The following is a 14,580-nucleotide window of genomic DNA, read 5'->3' as shown; positions in this document are numbered from 1 at the left end:
CCACGTTCCAGACCACGGGAAAGGGATTGCGGCGCGTCATATTGGCGTAGTAGTGGGCGGCATCGGAAGCCAGCACCACCCAGCCGCGCGCGGTATGCACGCGCACCGCCTGCAGCCCCTTGGTGTGCCCGCCCACGTGGATCAGCTCGATGCCAGGCTTCAGCACGGCGTCGCCCTGGTGGAAACGCACGCGCTCCTCGTAGACCCGGCGGACCAGGTCGCATACGTCCTCCACCGCATAGGCGCGGCGCAGGAAGGGCTCGCACATGCAGCGGCCGGTGGCGTAGTCGACCTCGGCGTCCTGGATATGGAAGGTGGCGTTGGGCAGCTTGTCCAGATTGCCCGCATGGTCCCAGTGCAGATGCGTCAGAATCACGTCGCGCACTTGCCCGGCCTCGACACCCAGGTGGGACAGCGCGGCGATCGGGCAATGGGCCAGCGCCCGCTGGCGTTGCGCCGCGCTGCGCGCGCCGAATCCGGTGTCCACCAGCACCACCTCCGGGCCCGAGCGGATCAGCCAGACAAAGAAGTCCATCGACATCGCCTCGTCATGCGCGTCACGGTACATGAAGTTCTCCGACGTCGTGCGCTCCATGCTGGCAAAGCGCAATGCATAGACCTCGTACTCCGGCAAGCCTTCCCCGTCCTTCGCCATATCGTCTCCTCTCATCTGCCATGCGGGCGGCTGCGCGCCGCTACCTTCCCTCGAACACCAGGCTGATCGCCGGGGCGTACTTTTCTCCGTGCCCGGCGTCGATCGCCATCTGCAAGGTCTGCAGCAGATTGCGGGCGCCGCTGGCGTCCACGCCGACCTGCTCGGCGAGCGCCACCGCATAGGAGATGTCCTTCCTGGCGTACGTCACCGGGAAGGCCTTCTCCGGGAACTGCTGCGGTGCGATCGCCTTCATGCCATGGTTGCGCAGCGCGAAGCTGTCGGCCGACCCCGTCGACAGCGCGGCAAACAGTACCGCCGGTTCCACGCCGGCGCGCCGCCCGATCGCGGCGGCTTCCGCGAGCGCCAGCACGGTCTCGTACAACACCATATTATTCAGGATCTTCACGACCTGCCCCGCGCTGGTACCACCGGCATGCGTGACATCGGTGGCAAAGGTGCGAACATAGGGTTCGATCAACCGGAAGACCTCCGCCTCGGCACCCACCGGCACGGCCAGGGAACCGGCCTCCGCGGCCGCCCGCGTGCGCATCACCGGGGCATCGGCGAAGCGGATGCCCCTGGCCTGCAGGGCGGCCGCGGTGGCGAGCGTCACGTCGACCGAGGATGTGCTCAGGTCCACCACGGTCGTGCCGGGCGCCAGGCGCTCGGCCAGCCCGCCCGCTCCGGTCACCACCTCCCTCACCACCTCGCCGGACGGCAAGGACAGGAACACGATCTCCGCCTGCGCCGCCAGGGCTTCGATCGGCACCGCCTCCACACCGTGCGCGGCCAGCCGGCCCAGCGGCGCCGCGTCGTGGTCGAATGCCAGCACCCGTGCGCCGCTCTTGGTGGCGATGTGCCGGCAGATGGGCTCCCCCATCACGCCGACGCCGATGCATCCGATAGTTGTTTTTTTCGACATCCCCGATTTTCCTTGTATTGCCACCGGCGCCGCACATGCTCCGCGCGGCGCCCTCGTGAATTCGAGCGTTGCCGCTCACGCCGGCATGTTGGCCGGATTCATGCTCCAGTAGATGCCTTTGCTCTGCTGGTAGAGACGCACGCCGGAGACACCCTTCTCGCGCCCGATGCCGCTTTCCTTGAAGCCGCCGAACGGCGTGGCGATCGACAGCTGCTTGTAGGTGTTGATCCACACCACGCCGGCCTCCAGCGCGCGCGCCACGCGCCACGCGCGCTGGTAGTTCGCGGTCCACACGCCCGCTGCGAGACCGAACGCAGTGTCGTTCGCCTGCGCGATCAGGTCGTCCTCGTCGTCGAACGGCAACACGCACAAGACGGGCCCGAAGATCTCCTCGCGCACCGCGGTGGCGGCATTCGACAGGCCGGCGATGACGGTGGGCCGGTAGAAGGCGCCCGCCGCGTAACGCTCGCCTTCCGGACGCGCGCCGCCAGCGAGGATCTGCCCGCCTTCCCGCCGTGCGGCGTCGACCAGCGACTCGATCCTGGCGCGGTGCCGGAAGCCCGCAACGGGTCCCATCTGCGCACCGGCTGCATCGGGCAAGTCCACGCGCAAGCCATTGGCCCGCGCCACCAGTGCATCCAGCACCGGTTCCAGCACGCTGCGCTGCACGAACAGGCGCGAGCCCGCCACGCAGGATTGCCCGCTGCCCTCGAAGATGCCGTCGACCACGCCGTCGACGGCCGCAGCGAGATTGGCGTCGTCGAAGATGATGTGCGGCGACTTCCCGCCCAGTTCGAGCGCGACCGGGATCAGCCGCTGCGCCGCGACCGCGGCGATGCTGCGCCCGGTCGCCGTACCGCCGGTAAACGACACCATGCGCACGTCGGGATGGCTGATCAGCGCGCTGCCGGTATCGGCCCCGGTGCCGGGCAACACATTGAGCACACCGGGCGGCAGCCCCGCTTCCAGCGCGATGCGCCCAACGGCAAGCGCGGCGCCCGGCGTCACCTCGGAAGGCTTGAGCACGATGGCATTGCCCGCCGCCAGCGCGGGCGCGACCTTCTGTGCCTCCATCGTCAACGGCGAATTCCACGGCGTGATCGCCGCCACCACGCCATAAGGTTCGTAGGTGCTCATCGACAGATAGTCGCCGCGCGACGGCGTGACTTCTGCGCCAAGCGTCTCGCAGACCGCGGCATAGTAGCGGTAGGTCGCGGCGGCGCTCGCCACCTGGGCCTTGCATTCGCTCCAGACCTTGCCGTTCTCGATCATCTGCAGGCGCGCGAGTTCATCCGCGTTTGCCTTGAGGCCGTCGGAAATGCGGCTGAGGACCTGTGCCCGCACGTGCGGCAGCATCTGCCGCCAGGCCTTGCCCGCGACAGCGCTGCGGGCGGCGGCCACGGCCGCGTCGACATGCTCGCTGCCAGCGGCGGAGACGCGGTAGTTGATGCTGCCATCGGCGGGATTGACGGACTCCAGCGCGTTCTGCTCGCAGGAGACCCAGTCGCCGCCGATCAGCATCGGCTTCGGGGAATGCGTGTTGTCTGAGGACATGGTGGCTTGCTCGGGAATGGAATGAACCAACTGTTTTTGGATAACCGGCTTTCGGATTTGCGATAGGACTCAGATGCCGAGGTAGGCCTTCTGCACGGCGGGGTCGGCCAGCAGCGCCTCGCCGGTGCCGGTACGCACGACGGCCCCCTGCTCGAACACATAGGCGCGATGCGAGAGCTTCAGCGCCAGGCGCGCGTTCTGCTCCACCAGCAGGATGGAGATGCCGGCGTCGCGGTTCAGGCGCTGGATCGCCGCGGCGATCTCGGCGACGATCTTCGGCGCGATGCCGAGCGAGGGTTCGTCCAGCATCAACAGCTTCGGCTGTGCCATCAGGGCCCGCCCGATCGCGACCATCTGCTGCTCGCCGCCGGAGAGCGAACCGGCCAGCTGCCCACGGCGCTCGGCGACACGCGGGAACAGGGCGTAGACCTGGTCCAGCGTGCGCCGCCGGACGGCGGCGGAGCGCACGGTGTGCGCCCCCACCTGCAGGTTCTCCAGCACGCTCATGCGCGCAAACAGGCGGCGGCCCTCAGGCGACAAGGCGATGCCGCGTTCCACGCGGCTCGCCGGAGGCAGCGCGGCAATATCCTCGCCGCCCCAGTTGAGCGATCCCCTGGCAAGCGGCTGGATACCCATCACCGATTTCAGCGAGGTGGTCTTGCCGGCACCGTTGGAACCGACCAGCGCGACCACCTCGCCTTCTGCCACGCGGAAGGAAGCGTTGCGCACGGCCTCGATCCGCCCGTACTGCACGGCGATCGCTTCGGCTTCAAGAGTGGGCATAGTCGGGCGCTCCCAGGTAGGCTTGCACCACCGCGGGGTCCGCGGCGATGCATTGCGGCGTGCCATCCGCGATCTTTCTTCCCTGCACCAGCACGACGATGCGGTGGCACAGGCCCATGACGAGCGCCATGTGGTGCTCGACCAGCAGCAAGGCAAGGCCGCGCTCAACGCGCAGCGCTTCCAGCAAGCGTCCGAATTCGGCGCATTCCTCCGGATTCAGGCCGGCCGCAGGCTCGTCGAGCAGCAGCAGCTTCGGCCTGGTGGCAATGCCGATGGCCACGCCCAGCTTCTTCTGGTGCCCGTACGGCAGGCTGCCTGCCATGGCATGCCGATATGGACCCAGACCGGTCAGTTCCAGTACCGCATCCACCTCACGCGCGACGCGGCGCAGCGCCGCGCGCATGCCCGCGCCCGGCAAGGCTTGCGTCCAGATGCTGCCGGGCAGGCTGGAGACCGCGCCGCGATAGATGTTCTCGGCCACCGACACGCCGGGGTAGACCGATGCCGACTGGAAGGTGCGCGCCAGCCCGTGCCTGACCACGCGGCTCGGCGCCTGGCCCGTGATGTCGCGGCCGTGCAGCAGCACGGTGCCGGCGCTGGGTTTCAGCGTGCCGCTGATCAGGTTGAACGCGGTGCTCTTGCCCGCGCCGTTCGGCCCGATCAGTCCCACCGTCTCTCCTTCGGCCACCTGGAAGGTGAGATCCTGGACGGCTTTCAAGCCACCAAAGGTCTTGGACAGGCCCTCCACCTGGAGCATGGACGTCATCGCGCGCCTCCCTCGCGGGTGCCGCGCCGGGCCGCCAGGCCCGCCAGGCCTTGCGGCATGAAGCGCAGCATCAGGATGACGGCGCAGCCATAGAAGATGTTCTGGCTCTGTACCGCGCCACGAAAGAACTCCGGCAGCGGTGTCATGACCAGTGCCCCGATCACCGGACCGAGAATGTAGGCCCTGCCGCCGACCACGAGCATGATGATGGCGCCGACCGACACGCTGAAAGTGAATGACTCCGGCGAGATGTACCCCACGTAGTGCGCCAGCAGCGCGCCTCCCAGGCCAGCCATGGCGCTGGCCACCACGAAAGCGAACAACTGCGTCCTGCGCACGCTCAGGCCGCTCACTTCCGCCAGCGCCGCGTTCTCGCCGACGGCGTCGATAGTGTGCCCGGCCGGAGAACGAAACAGCCGCCACAAGCCGGCCACCGACAACAATGCGATGCCCGCCGCCAGCCCATAGAAGGCCGCCTTGGTGTCCAGCGCCATGCCCAGCAGCTCGGCCGGCGGTACGCCCGTGATGCCATTGGCGCCGCCGGTGAGTCCCTCCCACTCGAGCAGCCCGAGGCGGACCAGTTCGCCAAAGGCGAAGGTGATCAGCACGAAGTAGACGCCCGTCAGGCGCAGCATGACCGCACCCAGCACCAGCGCCAGCGCGGCCGTCAGCAACATCGCGCACAGCACGCCCGCGGCAAAGGGCAGCCCCAGCTGCATGGTCGCGAGCGTGGCAGCGTATGCACCCAGGCCGACGAAGGCGCCGTGGCACAGCGATACCTGCCCGCAGCGCATCAGCACGGACAATCCGCTGGTGATGACGATATTGATGCAGACGAGCACGGCGAGATGCAGGTAGAAGTCCTGCCGTGCAACCCAGGGCGCCAGCACGAGGCAGGCCAGCGCCGCGGCCAGCAGCGTGATGCCGCGCCCTCCCTGGCCGGACGACGCGGGCGCCGGCAGTGTGATGTCTCTGTCTTGCATGATCAGGTCTCCGCGCGCCCCATCAGGCCGGTCGGTCGGAAGACCAGCACCACCATGACCAGCGCGAATATCAGGATGTCGGCGGCGCTGCTGCCGAGGAAGGTGCTGCCGAAACTCTCCGCAATGCCCAGCAGCAGGCTGGCGAGCGCGGCGCCCGGGATGCTGCCGAGACCGCCGAGGATGACGACGATGAAGGCCTTCAGCAGTGGCGTGCCGCCGATGAACGGCGACACCGAGAACAGCGGCGCCATCAGCGCGCCGGCCACCGCCGCCAGCCCGGCGCCGATGCCGAAGCCGAGTGGATACATGAGCCAGGCGCGGATGCCCTGGATGCTAGCGATCTCCATGTCCTGCACCGAGGCGCGCAGCGCGCGCCCCAGCCGGGTCCAGGCCAGGAAGCCATAGAGCAGCAGCAGCACCGCCACCGAGAAGCCCACTACGTACAGGCGCGACATCGCCATGGTCACGAGGCCCAGGGTGATGCTGCCCTCTGCCACCTGGGGCATGAACTGCGGATCGGGGCCGAAGGCCATCAGCGCGGCGCTCTGCAGGATCATGGCCAGGCCGATGGTCGCGATCATGCCGTTCAGCTCGTCGTGGCGGAAGGGCTTGAGCACCACCCACTCGACGATCCAGCCGAAGCCCACCGCGAGCAGGAAGGCGAGGCAGACCGCCGCCAGGAAGGGAAGCTGCCAGTACGCGACCAGCGTGTAGGCGGCGAAGGCGCCCAGCATGTAGAACTCGCCATGCGCGAAGTTCACCACGCGCATGACACCGAACACCAGCGTGAAGCCGACGGCCATCAGCAGGTACAGCAGGCCGATGATGACCCCGTTGCTCAGCGCCTGCGCGAGAAGGGAAAGCGTAGTCATGGGATGGCGGGCCCTGCGGCTATTGGCAAGCGGCCGGCGTGCAGCGCGCGCGGATGACTTCCTGTCCGTTCTTCACCTCGGCGATATAGAACGGCGCCGAGATCTGGTGGTCGCTGCCATAGGCGGCCTTGCCGGTCCAGTTCAGCCTGCCCAGGATGCCGGCGTAGTCCTTGCTGCCTGCCAGCGCCGTGCGCACCTTGTCCGTGTCGGTGACGGTGCCGGCCTGCTGCATGGCCTGGAACAGCATGTGGGTGCCGTCATAGAAGTTCGGGCTGAAGCCGTTCATGCGCTTGCCGTACTTGGCTTGCGTACGTTCGGCGAATGCTTTCACGGCGGTGTTGGCGGGGTCGATCGGCGTGTTGACCAGCATGCCCTCGCAGGCCTCTTTGCCGGCCACCGCGACGATCTCCGGCGTGGCCGGGCCGCCGCTGCGAATGATCAGGCCCTTGAAGCCCAGCTCGCGTGCCTGCCGCACGATCAGCCCCGCCGTGGCGGGCGAGTTGCCATCCAGTTCGATGGCATCGACGCCGGCGGCGATGATGCGGGTCAGCAGCGGCACCATGTCCACGCGCTGACGGTCGAAGTACTCCTTGCCGGCGAGCTGGGCGCCCGCGCTGGCGTAGGCCTTGTCGAGGTCGCGCGCGATCTGCTGACCGGTCTCGTCGTTGGGGAACAGCGCGCCGACCTTCTTGATCTGGCGCGTCTTCACCAGCCAGTTGATCTGCGCCTGCGAGGTTTCCTCGGTGGTCAGCACCGGGCGGAAGGAAAAGGGCTTGTCGGCGCCCAGGATCTTGGGCGAGAAGCCCAGCGTCAGCATGATCACCCTGCTGCGCTCGGTGATCGGCTGGACCGCCAGCGCGGGCGCCGCGCCAACCGGGCCGATGATGTACTTCACCTGGTCGTCCGAGACCAGGCGGTTGACCGCGGTGACCGCCTCGTTCGCCAGGTACTTGTCGTCATAGGGAATGACCTTGACCCGGTACTTCTTGCCACCGACGTCGAGCCCGCCCTTTGCGTTGACATCGTCGGCGGCCAGCTCCGCGCCGTACAACAATGCCTGGCCCCAGGCCGCGCCCGCACCGGACAGCGTCACCACCGCGCCAACCTTCAGGGTCTCCTGGGCGTGCGCGCCATGGATTGCGGCAACGCCGAGCAGCGAAGCGGCCGCCACGGCCAACAGTCTGTTTTGCATCTTTTGTCTCCTCCTTGCGGAATTCCGGCGTCTTGTGGCATTGGCATGCGCGCGGTGCCGGGCCACGCGATGGCGGGGGATCGCCCCTACTGCGTGCGCGCGCCCTCGGCCAGCCCGGCGATTTCGTCCAGCACAGGCAGGATGTAGCGGCGGAACTGGGCCGGGTTCTCGCTCATCGGAAAGTGGCCCAGGGCCGCCATCTCGATCACGGTGGCGCCGGGTATGGCACGCGCGGTGCGGCGGGTGTCCTCGGGGGAACAGGAGAAGTCGTACTCCCCTGTCAGCAGATAGAGCGGCGTGCGCCGGGTATCGATGGCCCCCAGCCTGCCGCGCAGGTCCGCGTCAACGCGGTAGAAATGGAGGTCGCCGCGGAACACGCCCGGGCCACCCTGCATGTATTGCCACAGCGTTTCGTGGCGATGCGCCTCCGGGCTTTGCGGCGCCACCAGTCCGGACACCAGCGCGGCGCACACCTCGCCGCCATGGACATCGCCGCGGTGCAGCCATGCCGTGTCGTACCAGGGTTCCTGATAGTCCGCCGCCTCCAGGCCGATCAGGGCGCGATATTCCGGCCCGTGCCGGTTCGCCAGTTCCAGCACGATGCGCCCGCCGATCGAACAGCCCATCACCACGGGCTTGTCCAGCCGCAGCGCGGCGCATACCGCACGGATGGTCTGGAGGTAGCGATCGGTGGTCAGCCGGTATTCCTCGTGCTGCCAGCCGTGCGGCGGATAGGACTTGCCGTGCCAGGGCATGTCGAAGGCGATCACGCGGTAGCGGCTGGTCACCGCCTCATCGCACATCAGGTGGCGGAACTGCCGGGAGTCGGCGCCCGCCGTGTGCAGGCACAACAGCGGAATGCCGGATCCGCTCTGCTCGATGTAGACCCGGCAGGCTTCGCCGGCGATGTCCACGCCAAGGTAGCGGCCCTCGATGGGCTCGAACGGAATTGCGCTCATGCCCTGCCTCCCATGCGCGGCAGCGACAGGACGTCCTTGACGTACTGCAGATGTGCCAGGAAGAGTTGCATGTTTCCCTCGAAGCGCATCTCGCCGCGCTTGGACAGCGCGAAGATGTCGTGCCACCCCGCTCTCGGCACGGCGTCCCATAGCGCCGCCCAGGCGACGGGCGAAGCGCTGATGCTGAGCGCGCTGGGACACAGCAGCGGCAGTCCGCGCCGGACCTCCCGCAGGCGGCCCTCCTGCGTGCGCAGCAGGAACGGCGTGCTGCCGATGCGCACGATCCAGTCCGCGCTGAACGTGCGGCCGCGCCGCACCAGGCTGGCAGCGCCCGCGGCCTCGGCGCGCAAGGCCTGCTCGAAGCGTTCGCACAGCGTCGCTTCGCTCGCGTCGCCGCAGTGCGTGTCGGAATGGGGATCCATGCTCTCCTCCTTGTTGTCGCCGGCCGTCATGCCGGCTCAGTCGATGCGTGCGCCGGACAGCGCGACCGCCTTGGCCCATTTGCCCTGTTCCGCGCGCATGAACCTGTCGAACTGCTCGGGCGTGCTGTTGTTGACCTCGCCGCCCAGTTCCTCGAGCTTCTGCTTCATCTGGGGCGTGGCGACGATGCGCGCGACATCGCCATGGATCTGCTGGCGCAGCGGTGCAGGCAACCTTGCCGGCGCCAGCAGGCCGAACCAGGTGGCCGCCTCGAATTCGGCAGTACCGGCCTCCCTGAAGGTCGGCACGTCCGGCAGGACGGCCAGTCGCTGCCGGTTGGCCAGCGCCAGCGGCTTGAGCTTGCCCGAGCGGATCTGGGGCAGCACCGCGGTCGTGGTGGCGAACATGATCTGAACCTGCCCGGCGAGCAGATCGGTGATGGCAGGCGCATCGCCCTTATAGGGCACGTGCATCATGTCGACCTGCTCCATCGCCTTGAACAGTTCGCCGGCCAGATGCTGCGCGGTGCCATTGCCGGGCGAGGCGAAGGCGATCTTTCCCGGCCGCTGCCTGGCCTGCTCGACCAGCCCGGAGACGGATCCCACCCGCAGCGACGGCGTGGCGACGAGCACCAGCGGCACGGTGGTGACCAGCGTGATCGGCGTGAAATCCTTGATGGGGTCGTATTGGAGGCGCTTGTACATGCTGCCGCTGATGGCATGTGCCGACGTGGTCATGTACAGCGTGTAGCCGTCGGCGGGCGCACGCGCCACCATGTCGGCGGCGAGGGTGGTGCCGGCCCCCGGCCGGTTCTCCACCACGACGGGCTGGTGCCATGCCAGCGTCAGGCGCTCAGCCAGCGCGCGTGCCACGATGTCCGTGGCACCGCCCGCGGCATAAGGCACGACCAACTTGACCGGCTTCTCGGGAAAGCCCTCGGCGTGCGCCGCACCGGCAACCATCAACGCAAGGCCGGCGCAAGCCAGCCAGGTGCGCCTCGCACCGGATAGGGAATGCAGATCCATCTCCATGTCTCCATTGCCATGCCCCCCACACGCGTCGCGATGGCGCGACATGGCTTGAACGGGCATCGTTCTTGTTCTTTGCTTTCTATTTTTGGTCTATCTGGCAGACCTTATGATCTGCTGGATAGAATAACAAGATAAAAGACGTGGTGTCAATGCGGTGCGTGCCTGAAATCGGGGCGCGCAAGCGCACCCGACGGAGCACATGCGCCCGGTTTGGCATCGAGAGGTGTTGGAGGGAGAAATCGGGCCTGCCGCAGGAAGGCAGCATCCCGGCGTCGCACAGGCGCGCAAAGGTAAGTGGCCCTGCCGGACGGACGCCGGCACGGCACTACTCAATCGGCATGGCGTTGCCGCAATCGAGGTGATCCGCCTGGCGCCGCGTGCCCAAGGGGGTCGGGGCCGCGAGGCGGCGCGCGCTCAGGCGGCGTCTTCGGTGCCGTGTTCCGGGCCAGCTTCCGGCCACGCGCCGCCGAGCGCCTGCGTCGCCCTTTGTGCGGCCTGCAGCAACAGCGCGCTCATGCGCTCCACCGCCAGCACGGAAAACCGCTCGAGCGGCCCGGAAAGCGAGAGCGCGCCGAGCAGCATGCCGCCAGGGCCGAATACCGGACTGGCGATGGCCCCGCATAGCGGATCGCGCTCGCCGAATGAAGTGAAGACCAGCGGCACGCCGCTCCCTTGCGCCTGTCCATCGGCGTAGGCGGTCAGAACCTTGCCCGCAGCACCGCGGCCGATGGGCAGGATATCCCCGGCCCTGACACGGTCCAGCGTGGAATGGCCCGAATCGAGGCGGAACAGGCACAAGCGGCTGTCGGTGCCATGCCGTACGTGGAACGAAGGGCTTTCAGTGCCGTGTTCGACCAGCCACGCCAGGATGGGCGTGATGGCCTCGCGCAATCCATGGGTGGTCTCGAATGCGCGGCCGAACAGGAAGGCCAGCGACCCCAGCGTGTAGCGCCGGTCGGCCCGTTTGGTCACCAGATTGGCGCGCTCGAGCGAAGCAAGCAGGCGCAGCAGGGTGCTTTTGTACATGCCCGTCGCGCGCGACAAATCCGACAGCGTGAGGGGCGAAGCGGCTTGCGCCAGCGCCAGGGCGATGGCCAGCGCGCGATCGACGGCAGCGACGCCGTCGCTTTGACCTGCGGCCGTTTCGGCAGAATCAGGGGTTGTCATTGGCAGGCAGGCGGATCCGAGCGAAGCAATCAGGAAGGCGAACCAGGCCGCGCAACGCGCCCCCAGTCCAAACCCAGGGCCGACATATTACCAAACGGGGCCGGCGCCGCAGGCATGAGATGCGCCGGGCTTGCTGCCGAAACCTGATGCCGGCGCATCGCCGCAAAAATGTCTATCAAGACATATTCATTGCGGAGACTGACGGATGGAGCCCTGCCATATGACGCTGACGCGCCACCGTTATTTAGCAGAACAATAGTTCTGCCAGGAAGACCTCATAATTCTAGCGTTACGAAGCATAGGAGGACCAGACGGATGGCAGCGGCGCCCTGGCCGATGTGTCATCGCCGACGGCACCGCTTGATCCCAAGTACCGCCAGGATCGTCGGATTGAACAAGAGTGGGCGGTCAATGCGGCCATCCACGGCAGCGTTGACGACATGGCCCCGGCTTGAAGCCGGCCGCAGTTGCCGCCCCTCCCACCGGCCTGCTCAGCGAAACACCACCACGGGAATCTCGCTATGCGTCAGGACCTTCTGGGTCTCGCTGCCGAGCAGCAGGCCGCTGATGCCGCGCCGCCCGTGCGACGCCATGAAGACGACGTCGCAGCCGCGCTCCTTCGCCATCTCGATGATGCCCCGGTAAGGCGCCGACGCAATCGACGTGGCGCCCGTGCACGGTACGCCGGCTTGCGCCGCTGCGGATTCGATCTTGGCCAGTTCCTCGCGCGCGGCAGCCTCGATGCGGCGTTCGAAGACCGCCTTCTTCTCATGGCCCGCATCGCTGGATTGCAGGAAGGGGTATTCCTCGAGGCAGGTATAGGGCGTCAGCTTCGCGCCGGTGGTCCGCGCGAACTCGATGGCCGCCGGAACCGCCTTTGCCGAGAGTTCCGATCCGTCCAGGGGGAGCAATATGTGTTTGAACATGAGATTTTTTTGACTGACAGCGTTGGAATGGGCAATGCGGCACCCGCCCCCGCAGTTGGCTGGTGCCATGCGCAGCCGGGTACCCGAAAGGCCGGAAGAAATGAAAGACTTCGAGATGATTTTGCCGGCAACCGGGTGCGCGCGGCTTGACATGGATCATGTCCGGTGGACAAGCGGCCAGGCGCGGCGCCGTCTTTGTTGGTAGCCCTCATGCTCAACGGCTGGCGGCGCCAGGCGGTGGTGTGGGGTAGAACCCGGCAAATGCCCCTGCGGTTCTCCAGAGTTTGCTGCCACCCCGCTCCCATGCGTGGGAGCGGGGCCAGGGCGGGCGCTCGCTCGGGGCAAGCGGGTCGCCCCATGCCCGACGCATCGCCCTCAGCGCCGGGCCGAGGACGCCACGGCAGCGCCAACCGCCAAGGGCAGCAGGGGAATGGAAAGCAGGTACATCACCCCGTCCGCGGCGACGGTGACAGGCGTGAGCAAGGCTAGCGCCGCCTTTGCGCCGATGGGTTTCTCCTCGCGGACCTCGATCGCGTATGCCTGGTTCAGCTGCTTGGCCTGTCCCGGCATCGCGAACTTCGCCGCCGAATAGCGCTTGCCGGCAAGACGATAGGCACGGCTGAGAGACGGGTTCTCGCTGCGCGTGGCGGCCTTGAACCCGAACTCGCCGGCCTTTTTCCGCTCGTCCTCCGTAGCCGCGCCATCGAGCATCAGGTCGAGGTTGCCCGCGATATTGCCGTCCCGGTCGACGTCGAAGCGCCGGAAGCGCGCCTTCAGCCTGGGATGGATATCGGACGAGATCGCCTGCACCAGATCCGCATTCGCGTCGAATATGTAGTGGTACTTGTCGCCGAGGATGACAATGGACTTGCCGTCCTGCGATACCAGGATCTCGCTGATGATCTCCTTGTAGTCGCCGTATTCCTTTTTCTCTATCTCGTCGTACAGCGCTGTGGTGGCACAGCCACCAAGAGCCAGCGCGGCCAGGGTTCCAGCGGCCAGAAACGATCTCCGATGCATTCGTGCTCCTTGACTTTGGCGGCGGGCCAAGCCGCCCGCCGGGCTCCCGCGGGGGCGCGGGCTGCATGCGTGGAGGCAAGTCCACGCCGGGCACGATGCTAGGCGAAACGGAGTACTTCAGGATTGGGAAATTTCATCTTGTGCGCTGCCGCGCGCAGACAGACGGTACGCGCCCCGGCTGCTGCACCCGGGCAACGCGTACCGCCGGAACCGGCCTCAGACCACGCCTTGTCCGCGCAGGGCCGCGATCCGCGCTGCCGACATGCCCAGCACGCCCGACAGCACGGCCTCGGTATGTTCCCCCAGCCGCGGGGGCGCCGCGTCGTAACGTACCGGCGTGGCCGACAGCCGCAGCGGGCTCTTCACCGTGGGACAGACACCGCCATCGCTGCGCACCATGTCGACCTGCAGTTCGCGATACCTGACCTGCGGGTCCTCCAGCACCTGGGCGTAGTCGTTGATCGGTCCGCAGGGAATGCCTTCGCGCTCCAGCGCTTCCACCCAGTGCGCGGTGGTACGCGTGCGCATATGGGCTTCCAGCAGCGGCACCAGCACGGCGCGGTTGACGATGCGGCCGGTGCCGGTGGCGAAGCGCTCGTCGATCGCCAGGTCCGGCCGCTCCACGCCGCGGCAGTAGCCCTGCCACTGCCCGTCGTTCCCTGCCGCCACGATCATGTACCCATCGGCGGTGGCAAACACGTGGTATGGCACCATATTGGCATGCGCATTGCCGAAACGCTGCGGCGTCTTGCCGGTGACCTTCTGCGCAAGGATGGGCGTGGCGCCTACCGCCACCACCGCATCGAGCAGCGCCATGTCGATGCGCTGGCCTTCGCCGGTGCGCTCGGCATGGCGCAGCGCGGCCAGCACCGCCACCGTGGCGTACATGCCGGTGAGCATGTCGACCACGGCCACGCCGACCTTCTGCGGGCCGCCGCCGGGCAGGTCGTCGCGTTCGCCGGTGATGCTCATCAGCCCGCCGATGCCCTGGAAGATGAAGTCATAGCCGGGCTTGTGCGCGCTCGGCCCTTCCTGCCCGTAGCCGGTGATGGAGCAATAGACCAGCGACGGATTGATGGCCTTGAGGCTGTCGTAGTCGAGCCCGTAGCGCTTCAGGTCGCCGACCTTGTAGTTCTCCAGCACAATTTGCGATTTCGCCGCCAGTTCGCGCACGATGCCCTGCCCTTCGGGGCTGGCGATATCGAGCGTGACCGAGCGCTTGCCGCGATTGGCGCCGGCGTAATAGGTGGCATCGCGCGAAGCATTGCCTTCGCCGTCGGGCAGCCAGGGCGGGCCCCAGGAGCGGGTGTCGTCGCCCACGCCGGGGCGT

Annotated in this window: 15 protein-coding genes; all 15 read right to left on the bottom strand. The window is 67.5% G+C overall.

The window, feature by feature from the left end; all coding sequences use genetic code 11:
• Positions 1-655, bottom strand: a 655-nt coding sequence (locus P3W85_RS02560) for an N-acyl homoserine lactonase family protein (RefSeq protein WP_276263615.1), incomplete at its 3' end; no start/stop codon positions are given.
• A 40-nt stretch (positions 656-695) separates the two neighbouring features.
• A complete protein-coding gene (locus P3W85_RS02555; RefSeq protein ID WP_276263614.1) occupies positions 696-1,577 on the bottom strand; it encodes an NAD(P)-dependent oxidoreductase in 882 nt (293 codons plus the stop codon).
• Between the two features lie 75 nt (positions 1,578-1,652).
• A complete protein-coding gene (locus tag P3W85_RS02550) occupies positions 1,653-3,131 on the bottom strand; it encodes an aldehyde dehydrogenase (protein ID WP_430869478.1) in 1,479 nt (492 codons plus the stop codon).
• A gap of 69 nt (positions 3,132-3,200) precedes the next feature.
• Positions 3,201-3,914: an ABC transporter ATP-binding protein gene (locus P3W85_RS02545; protein WP_276263613.1), complete on the bottom strand. Its 714-nt coding sequence runs from the start codon at positions 3,912-3,914 to the stop codon at positions 3,201-3,203.
• Positions 3,901-4,680 carry an ABC transporter ATP-binding protein gene (locus P3W85_RS02540; RefSeq protein WP_276263612.1) on the bottom strand — a complete coding sequence of 260 codons (780 nt, stop codon included), beginning with the start codon at positions 4,678-4,680 and terminating at the stop codon, positions 3,901-3,903. Before P3W85_RS02540 ends, P3W85_RS02545 begins: the two co-directional genes overlap by 14 nt.
• Positions 4,677-5,663, bottom strand: a complete 987-nt coding sequence (locus P3W85_RS02535; protein ID WP_276263611.1) for a branched-chain amino acid ABC transporter permease — start codon at positions 5,661-5,663, stop codon at positions 4,677-4,679. Before P3W85_RS02535 ends, P3W85_RS02540 begins: the two co-directional genes overlap by 4 nt.
• Positions 5,664-5,665: 2 nt before the next feature.
• Positions 5,666-6,535, bottom strand: a complete 870-nt coding sequence (locus P3W85_RS02530; protein WP_276263610.1) for a branched-chain amino acid ABC transporter permease — start codon at positions 6,533-6,535, stop codon at positions 5,666-5,668.
• Between the two features lie 19 nt (positions 6,536-6,554).
• A complete protein-coding gene (locus tag P3W85_RS02525) occupies positions 6,555-7,727 on the bottom strand; it encodes an ABC transporter substrate-binding protein (RefSeq protein WP_430869477.1) in 1,173 nt (390 codons plus the stop codon).
• 86 nt (positions 7,728-7,813) lie between these two features.
• Complete coding sequence (locus tag P3W85_RS02520) at positions 7,814-8,686, bottom strand: alpha/beta fold hydrolase (RefSeq protein WP_017227392.1); 873 nt, start codon at positions 8,684-8,686, stop codon at positions 7,814-7,816.
• Positions 8,683-9,108 (bottom strand): hypothetical protein, encoded by a 426-nt coding sequence (locus P3W85_RS02515; protein ID WP_035812360.1) that lies wholly within the window; start codon positions 9,106-9,108, stop codon positions 8,683-8,685. Before P3W85_RS02515 ends, P3W85_RS02520 begins: the two co-directional genes overlap by 4 nt.
• Positions 9,109-9,144: 36 nt before the next feature.
• The gene (locus P3W85_RS02510; RefSeq protein WP_276263609.1) at positions 9,145-10,131 is read right to left on the bottom strand and encodes a tripartite tricarboxylate transporter substrate binding protein; all 987 of its coding nucleotides are present in this window, start codon (positions 10,129-10,131) and stop codon (positions 9,145-9,147) included.
• Positions 10,132-10,551: 420 nt separating this feature from the next.
• On the bottom strand, positions 10,552-11,304 hold the full coding sequence (locus tag P3W85_RS02505; RefSeq protein WP_276263608.1) for an IclR family transcriptional regulator: 753 nt from the start codon (positions 11,302-11,304) through the stop codon (positions 10,552-10,554).
• Positions 11,305-11,795: 491 nt separating this feature from the next.
• Positions 11,796-12,230 (bottom strand): universal stress protein, encoded by a 435-nt coding sequence (locus tag P3W85_RS02500; RefSeq protein ID WP_035812351.1) that lies wholly within the window; start codon positions 12,228-12,230, stop codon positions 11,796-11,798.
• A gap of 375 nt (positions 12,231-12,605) precedes the next feature.
• The gene (locus P3W85_RS02495; RefSeq protein ID WP_276263607.1) at positions 12,606-13,250 is read right to left on the bottom strand and encodes a hypothetical protein; all 645 of its coding nucleotides are present in this window, start codon (positions 13,248-13,250) and stop codon (positions 12,606-12,608) included.
• A gap of 216 nt (positions 13,251-13,466) precedes the next feature.
• Positions 13,467-14,580: CaiB/BaiF CoA transferase family protein (locus P3W85_RS02490; protein WP_276263606.1), on the bottom strand; the 1,114-nt coding region annotated here is incomplete at its 5' end.

The organism is Cupriavidus basilensis (assembly GCF_029335485.1).
Lineage (GTDB): Bacteria > Pseudomonadota > Gammaproteobacteria > Burkholderiales > Burkholderiaceae > Cupriavidus > Cupriavidus basilensis_E.
The sequence above is the reverse complement of the archived record's forward strand: the minus strand, read 5'-3'. Positions and strand labels throughout refer to the sequence as shown.